This window comes from Kribbella alba (genome assembly GCF_039529635.1).
Classification (GTDB): domain Bacteria; phylum Actinomycetota; class Actinomycetes; order Propionibacteriales; family Kribbellaceae; genus Kribbella; species Kribbella alba.
This window is the reverse complement of sequence record NZ_BAAANE010000008.1, coordinates 260,364-266,672: the sequence shown is the minus strand read 5'-3', so window position 1 is coordinate 266,672 and position 6,309 is coordinate 260,364. Positions and strand designations below refer to the sequence as shown.

General features: G+C 68.9%; 8 protein-coding genes. 4 read left to right on the top strand and 4 right to left on the bottom strand.

Annotated elements, in window-relative coordinates; translation table 11 throughout:
* Positions 1–231: cyclic nucleotide-binding domain-containing protein (locus ABD210_RS24540; protein ID WP_344114437.1), on the bottom strand; the 231-nt coding region annotated here is incomplete at its 3' end.
* A 135-nt stretch (positions 232–366) separates the two neighbouring features.
* On the opposite strand from ABD210_RS24540, the gene nth reads away from it, so the two are divergent.
* From nth to ABD210_RS24520, 4 genes are read left to right on the top strand one after another with little or no spacing between them, the layout of a single operon-like run.
* Positions 367–1,128, top strand: a complete 762-nt coding sequence (gene nth, locus ABD210_RS24535; protein ID WP_344114436.1) for an endonuclease III — start codon at positions 367–369, stop codon at positions 1,126–1,128.
* Positions 1,125–1,739 (top strand): TlpA family protein disulfide reductase, encoded by a 615-nt coding sequence (locus ABD210_RS24530; RefSeq protein WP_344114435.1) that lies wholly within the window; start codon positions 1,125–1,127, stop codon positions 1,737–1,739. The genes nth and ABD210_RS24530 overlap by 4 nt, the downstream gene beginning before the upstream one ends.
* Positions 1,736–2,527, top strand: coding sequence for an NUDIX hydrolase (locus tag ABD210_RS24525; RefSeq protein ID WP_344114434.1), 792 nt, complete (start codon positions 1,736–1,738; stop codon positions 2,525–2,527). Before ABD210_RS24530 ends, ABD210_RS24525 begins: the two co-directional genes overlap by 4 nt.
* A complete protein-coding gene (locus ABD210_RS24520) occupies positions 2,524–3,696 on the top strand; it encodes a MarP family serine protease (protein ID WP_344114433.1) in 1,173 nt (390 codons plus the stop codon). Before ABD210_RS24525 ends, ABD210_RS24520 begins: the two co-directional genes overlap by 4 nt.
* Before the next feature lie 17 nt (positions 3,697–3,713).
* Here the strand turns inward: ABD210_RS24520 and ABD210_RS24515 are convergent, their stop codons facing one another.
* From ABD210_RS24515 to nhaA, 3 genes are read right to left on the bottom strand one after another with little or no spacing between them, the layout of a single operon-like run.
* Positions 3,714–4,574 carry an alpha/beta fold hydrolase gene (locus ABD210_RS24515; RefSeq protein WP_344114489.1) on the bottom strand — a complete coding sequence of 287 codons (861 nt, stop codon included), beginning with the start codon at positions 4,572–4,574 and terminating at the stop codon, positions 3,714–3,716.
* Positions 4,575–4,631: 57 nt separating this feature from the next.
* Complete coding sequence (locus ABD210_RS24510) at positions 4,632–5,030, bottom strand: phage holin family protein (protein ID WP_344114432.1); 399 nt, start codon at positions 5,028–5,030, stop codon at positions 4,632–4,634.
* A 55-nt stretch (positions 5,031–5,085) separates the two neighbouring features.
* On the bottom strand, positions 5,086–6,291 hold the full coding sequence (gene nhaA / locus ABD210_RS24505; RefSeq protein WP_344114431.1) for a Na+/H+ antiporter NhaA: 1,206 nt from the start codon (positions 6,289–6,291) through the stop codon (positions 5,086–5,088).
* Between the last annotated feature and the right edge of the window lie 18 nt (positions 6,292–6,309).

Below are 6,309 nucleotides of genomic sequence, written 5' to 3'. Positions count from 1 at the left end.
CTGCCCGGGGCCGAGCACGGCGATCAGGTTCTCCCGGCCGTCGGCGGAGGTGCGGCCGAGCTTGACCTTGCCCTCGACAACGACGAACAGCCGGTCACCGGAGTCGCCTTCGTGGAACAGCACCTGGCCGCGGCGCAGCCTGCTCTCGGTCATCGATGCGGCCAGCGCGTCGGCTGCCTCGTCGTCGAGCTGGCTGAACAGCGGTGCCTGTCGGAGCACTGCGGCGTCCACGAATGGGCCTCCTTGGACCTGTGACCACGTAGCTTCGGACGGGCTACCAGCCCGCCCGGCACCGGACCGAACACGGCCGGTTGCCCCAAAACCGTAGCCCCTCGGGTGTCGGCACCGCCACGTAGGCTGGCCCTCATGCCCACCCAGCGTGTCGCGGCCCCGGCCCCCGCACCCCTGAAACTGCCCCGCAAAGCCCCCGTCTTCGCCGCCGAGACGCCGACGCAGCTGGTCCGGCGCGCCCGGAAGATGCACAAGGTGCTCACCGAGACGTATCCGGATGCTCACTGCGAGCTGGACTTCACCACCCCGCTCGAGCTCCTGGTCGCGACCATCCTGTCGGCCCAGACCACCGACGTGCTGGTCAACAAGGTCACCCCGACCCTGTTCGCGAAATACCCGGACGCGAAGGCGTATGCGGAGGCGGACCGCGAGGAGCTGGAGGCGATCCTCAAGCCGACCGGCTTCTTCCGAGCCAAGACGAACAGCCTGATGAAGCTCGGTCAGGCCCTGGTCGACGAGTACGACGGTGTGGTCCCGAACAAGCTGGAGGAGCTCGTCAAGCTGCCCGGGACGGGCCGGAAGACGGCGAATGTGGTGCTCGGCAACGCCTTCGGGATCCCCGGCATAACGGTCGACACGCACTTCGGGCGGCTGGTCCGCCGGTTCGGCTGGACCGAGGAGACGGACCCGGTGAAGGTCGAGCACATCATCGGCGCCCTCTTCCCGAAGAAGGACTGGACCATGCTGTCGCACCGGCTGATCTTCCACGGCCGGCGCCGCTGCCACGCCAAGAAGCCCGCCTGCGGCGCCTGCCCGATCGCCCAGTGGTGCCCCTCGTACGGCGAGGGCCCGACCGACCCCGACCTCGCCGCAAAGCTGGTCAAGGTCCCCGCGTGAACCTCTCCCCGCTCCGGTTCCTCCATACTGCGCCGGCGGTGGTGGCCGTGCTTGGTCTGCTGGCGGCTTGCGGGCCGGACCAAGCCGGCACGCCGGAGGCGGGGACGAGCACCAGCAGCCAGAGTCGCACGGTTGCGGGCGCCGACAAGCTGAAGGCCTGCCCGAGCACGCAGTCCAGACCGCCCGTCGCCAATGCCCTGCCGGACGTGAGCCTGCCCTGCCTCGGCAGCGGCCCGGACATCCGCCTGGCCGATCTCCGGGGCCCCATGCTGGTGAACGTCTGGGCCCAGTGGTGTCCACCCTGCCGCGCAGAAGCGCCATACCTGGCGGCGTTGCAGCAGAAGGCCGGCGACAAGGTCCAGTTGCTGGGGATCGACTATGACGATCCGCGGGCCGAGCTGGCGGTGTCGTTCGCGGTCGACCACCAGTTGAACTACCCGCACCTGATCGACTCGGACAAGCAGCTCAAGCTGCCGTTGAAGATCGGCGGACCACCGCTCACCGTGTTCGTCGGCAAGGATGGCGCAGTGACGTATGTTCACCGCGGGCCGTTCAAGTCGCAGCAGGAGCTGGACCAGCTGGTCAAGGACAAGCTGGGGGTGAGCTGGTGAGGACCAGTACGACGTTCGACGTGGAGCTGCCCGACTGGTTGCGCCCGTTGGCGACCGCCTCCGAGCGGGTCGATCCCTTGGAGCTGTCCCGCTTCCTCCCGCCGGACGACCCGAGCGTGCGGCAGTCCGCAGTACTGATTCTGCTTGCCGATGGCAACGATGAGGTCGGCGACGAGGCCGAGGGCAACGGTCCGGATGTGTTGCTGACCGAGCGGGCGTGGACTCTGCGGTCGCATGCCGGGCAGATGGCGTTCCCCGGCGGGCGGTCCGACGAGGAGGACGGCACGGGTGTCGAAGGCCTGGTGAAGACCGCGCTGCGGGAGGCCGAGGAGGAGACCGGTCTGGATCCGAGCGGCGTCGACGTCTTCGCGGTCTGGCCGTCGCTCTGGGTGCCGGTGAGCAACTTCGGCGTGTCGCCGGTGCTCGGCTGGTGGCGGGAGCCGTCGCCGGTCGCGGTGGTCGATGCCGCCGAGGTCGCTTCGGTGCACAGGGTGTCCGTGGCCGCGCTGACCGACCCGGCGAACCGGGTCAGCTGCCGTCATCCGTCCGGTTTCACCGGCCCCGCGTTCCTGATCGACGACCTCTTCGTCTGGGGCTTCACGGCCGGGCTGCTGGACAAAATGCTCAAACTCGGCGGCTGGACGCGGGACTGGGACCCGGCCAACGTCGTACCGTTGCCCGACCGGCTGGTCGAGGCGGCCTGGCGGAACGAGGGGCAACGGTCGGAGGACGTGCGGCGGATGACCGCCATCGAGCACGACCTGGGGCATGGAGAGGGTGTGGAGTGAGCGGTCTCGATTGGGCGCTGCTGGTGGTGACCGTGCTGGTGGCGATCTCCGGGTATGTCGAGGGGTTCGTGCTCGGCGCCTGCGCCACCATCGGGTTGCTCGCGGGGGCAGCAGTAGGCGTGTACGGCGTACCGCGGGTGCTGGACAACTTCTCGCCGAGCGTCGAGGTGTCCTTCGCGGCACTGGTGCTGGTGGTGCTGCTCGCTTCGATCGGGCGGACCGTCGGGGCGCTGCTCGGCTCCAAACTGCGCAACAAGATCGCCTGGAAGCCGGTGAAGGCGGTCGACGCGCTCGGTGGTGCCGCCCTGGCGGCGGTGTCCGTCCTGGTCGTGGCATGGGTGCTCGGGGTCGCGGTCAGCGGCGCCCGGATCCCCAGCGTGACCTCGGCTGTGCGCGGTTCCCAGGTGCTGGCGAAGGTCGACCAGGCGTTGCCGGGTGGTGCCGACCGGGCGCTGCAGGCGTTCAACGACGTGGTCAACACCGACCTGTTCCCGCGGTTCCTCGACCCGTTCGTGCCGGAGCGGATCCGCGACACCCAGCCGCCGGATGCCGGCATCGCCCGCCTGGCGGCGGTCAGGGGGGCCTACACCCGGATCGCGAAGGTCACTGGCGTCGCCAACTGCTCGCGCGGCCTGGAAGGGTCCGGCTTCGTCTACGCTCCGCAGCGCGTGATGACCAACGCGCACGTGGTCGCGGGTGTCAGCTCGCCGAAGGTCGAGATCAACAAGAAGGCGTATGACGCGACCGTGGTGCTGTTCGACCCCAGCGTCGACATCGCCGTACTCTACGTCCCCAACCTCGACATCAAGCCGCTGCCGTTCGACGAGAGCGGCAAGGCCGACGCGCCGGCCGTGGTGCTGGGTTACCCGGAGAACGGCCCGTTCAACTCCGAGCCGGCCCGGATCCGTTCCGAGGAGCGGCTGCGCGGCCCGGACATCTACGGCGACAGGACCGTCACTCGCCAAGCCTTCTCCATCTGGGCGTCCGTGCGTCCGGGCAACTCCGGCGGCCCGCTGATCTCCTCGAACGGCACGGTGTACGGCGTGGTCTTCGCAGCCTCGGTGGAAGACAACCGCACCGGCTACGTCCTCACCGCCGAACAAGTCGCGGCCGACGCCGCCGCCGGCACCAGGAGCACCCAGGAGGTCTCCACCCGCAGCTGCACCTGACCCCGGTCTCCTAGTGCTTACGGCTCAAGGCCAGCCAGCCAGTCGAGCAGCAGCTTGTTGAACTGCTCAGGTAGTTCCTCGTGCGGGAAATGCCCGGCCTTAGTCAGTACTGCGTGACGCAACTCGCCGGTGATCAGCCCGGGCGGCGTGGTCGCCGTGCTTGCCGCGTTCACAGCGCCATCCAACGCGCCATGCACCTGCAGGACCGGTACTGCGACCGGGGTGCGCATGCGGGCGGAGTACCGGCGGCCGTCCGCGCGCAAGCGAGACCGCACGAACCACCGGTGGTACTCCAACGCGCAGTGCGGCGCAGGCCAGACCTGCAGCGCCGCGCGATACCTACGTGAGGCCTCGGCGTCGGGGAAGCTTCCGCCGGGAGCGGACCAGTCTCGCAGCAGTCGCTCGATGTGGATGCCGTCGTGCGCGAGCAATCGTCGCTCAGGCAGGATCGGCAGCTGGAACCATCCCACCTGAGCAACAGCACGCGGCTGCGCCGTACGCATCAGCATGAGCGGGTGTGGAGCCGACACTGCCCCAACCGCGCGCACCTGTTTCGGGGCGAGCACCGCAGTCGACCATGCGACGAAGCCGCCCCAGCCGTGTCCCACGATGACCGCGTCGGTGGCACCTAGAGATCTGACCACGCCCGACACGTCCGCGGCGACGGTGAAGGGGTCATACCCGCGCGGCGTCTTGTCGCTGGCGCCGTACCCACGTAGGTCCATCGCGACAGCGCGATAGCCCGCAGCGGCCACTACCGGCAGTTGATGCCGCCAAGCCCACCAGAACTCGGGAAAGCCGTGCAGGAACAGGACAAGAGGATCGTCAGCCGAGCCGCACTCGGCGACGTGGAACCGGGCGCCGTTGGCCGCTACCAGTGAATGGGACCAGGGGCCGTCGACGAGCAGGTCGGAGACGCCGGCGGGACTCAGAGCTCAGTCGCCCTTCCCGATCGACTTGAGCGCCTCGACTGATTCCTTCGAGGTCTTGATCGCGCGCTGCGGACCCTTCGCCTTGCCGAGCATCCGCTTGCCGACCAGCACCAGCGCGGCCGCGATCAGAAGGTAGAGCACGGCAACGATCAGAAAGGCCAGCGCCGGGTGCAGCCCGAGCGCGTTCACCCCGTACGCCGCGGCGATGGACAGCAGGATGATCGCCAGCAGGGCCAGGAAAGCGGCACCACCGAACAGTCCCGCGCCGGTCCCGGCCGCGACGGCGGTCTTCTTCAGCTCGGTCTTGGCCAGCTCCAGTTCGCTGCGGACCAGGGCGGACAGATCCCGGCTGGCATTGGCGACGAGCTGCCCGACCGTGGGCTCATCCTCGTTCTGTCCCATCGACATGGCACTCCTTCCACGGGTCCGTGCCCCGACCCTAGCCTGTACCCCGCCGTCAGTCGTCGGCGTACGCGCGGTTGCGATGGAACAGCAGGACGGCGGCGATCAGGGCGGACAGCAACGACGCGACCAGAACGGCGGCCTTCGCCCGCTCGATCTGCGCCAGATCGTCAGCGAAGGCGAGCTGCGCGATCAGCAACGCCACTGTGAACCCGATCCCGGCGAGCACCGAGACAGCGCCGACATCCCGCCAGGCCAGATCCGAGTTCAGCTCGGCCCGGGTGAACCGCGCCGTCAGCCACGACCCGCCGAACACCCCGATGACCTTCCCGGCCATCAGCCCGGCGACCACTCCGATGGCGACCGGGTCCGTGAGCATCTCACGCAAAGCAGCTCCGCTGAGCGTGACCCCGGCCGCGAACAGCGCGAACACCGGTACGGCGACGCCCGCGGACCATGGCCGCAGGTGATGTTCCACCCGCTCGGCCGGGGACTTCTTCTCGTCCCGGTCGGGCAGGACCCGCGTAACCAGCCCGAGCGCCACCCCCGCGATCGTCGCGTGGATGCCGGACTCGTGCATGAACCACCACGCGCCGAGCACCACCGGGATGTACAGGAGCGGAGTACGGACCCGGCGGCGCTGCAAGATGTAGAAGACAGCGATGAACGCTAGCGCTGCGAGGAGGTACAGCAGGTTGATGCCGTGCGAGAAGAAGGCGGCGATCACCAGGATCGCGCCGAAGTCGTCGACCACGGCCAACGTGAGCAGGAACGCTCTGAGTGCGCTGGGCAACGAAGATCCGACGATCGCCAGCACGGCCAGCGCGAAGGCGATGTCAGTTGCCGTCGGCACCGCCCAGCCGTGAGGCTTGCCGTCGGCAACGGTCAGGTTGATCGCCGCATAGATCAGGGCCGGCATCACCATGCCGCAGATCGCCGCGGCCACCGGCACGACCGCCTCGCGGATTCGGGACAGCGTGCCGACCACGAGCTCTCGTTTGAGCTCGACGCCGGCCAGGTAGAAGAAGAGCGTCAGGGCACCGTCGGTTGCCCACCCTTCGACGGTCAGCGGACCGAGTTGCGCGTCACGAAGATGGTGGTAGGAGTCCTGCCAGGGCGAGTTCGCCCAGACCAACGCGATGACAGCGGCGCCGACGAGGACCAGCCCCCCGGTGGTCTCGGCGCGCAGGGTGTCGGCGAGGAACGCTCGCTCAGACCCCAGGATGCGCGGGAAAGCTCGTCGCTTCTGCAGCAGCCGCATAGGCGGCCCCCTTCCCGG

What these genes read in the sequence shown, in the direction of transcription:
- nth (WP_344114436.1), top strand. Translation starts at nt 367, where the DNA reads ATGCCCACCCAGCGTGTCGCGGCCCCGGCCCCCGCACCCCTGAAACTG.
- nhaA (WP_344114431.1), bottom strand. Translation starts at nt 6,291, where the DNA reads ATGCGGCTGCTGCAGAAGCGACGAGCTTTCCCGCGCATCCTGGGGTCT.
- ABD210_RS24510 (WP_344114432.1), bottom strand. Translation starts at nt 5,030, where the DNA reads ATGGGACAGAACGAGGATGAGCCCACGGTCGGGCAGCTCGTCGCCAAT.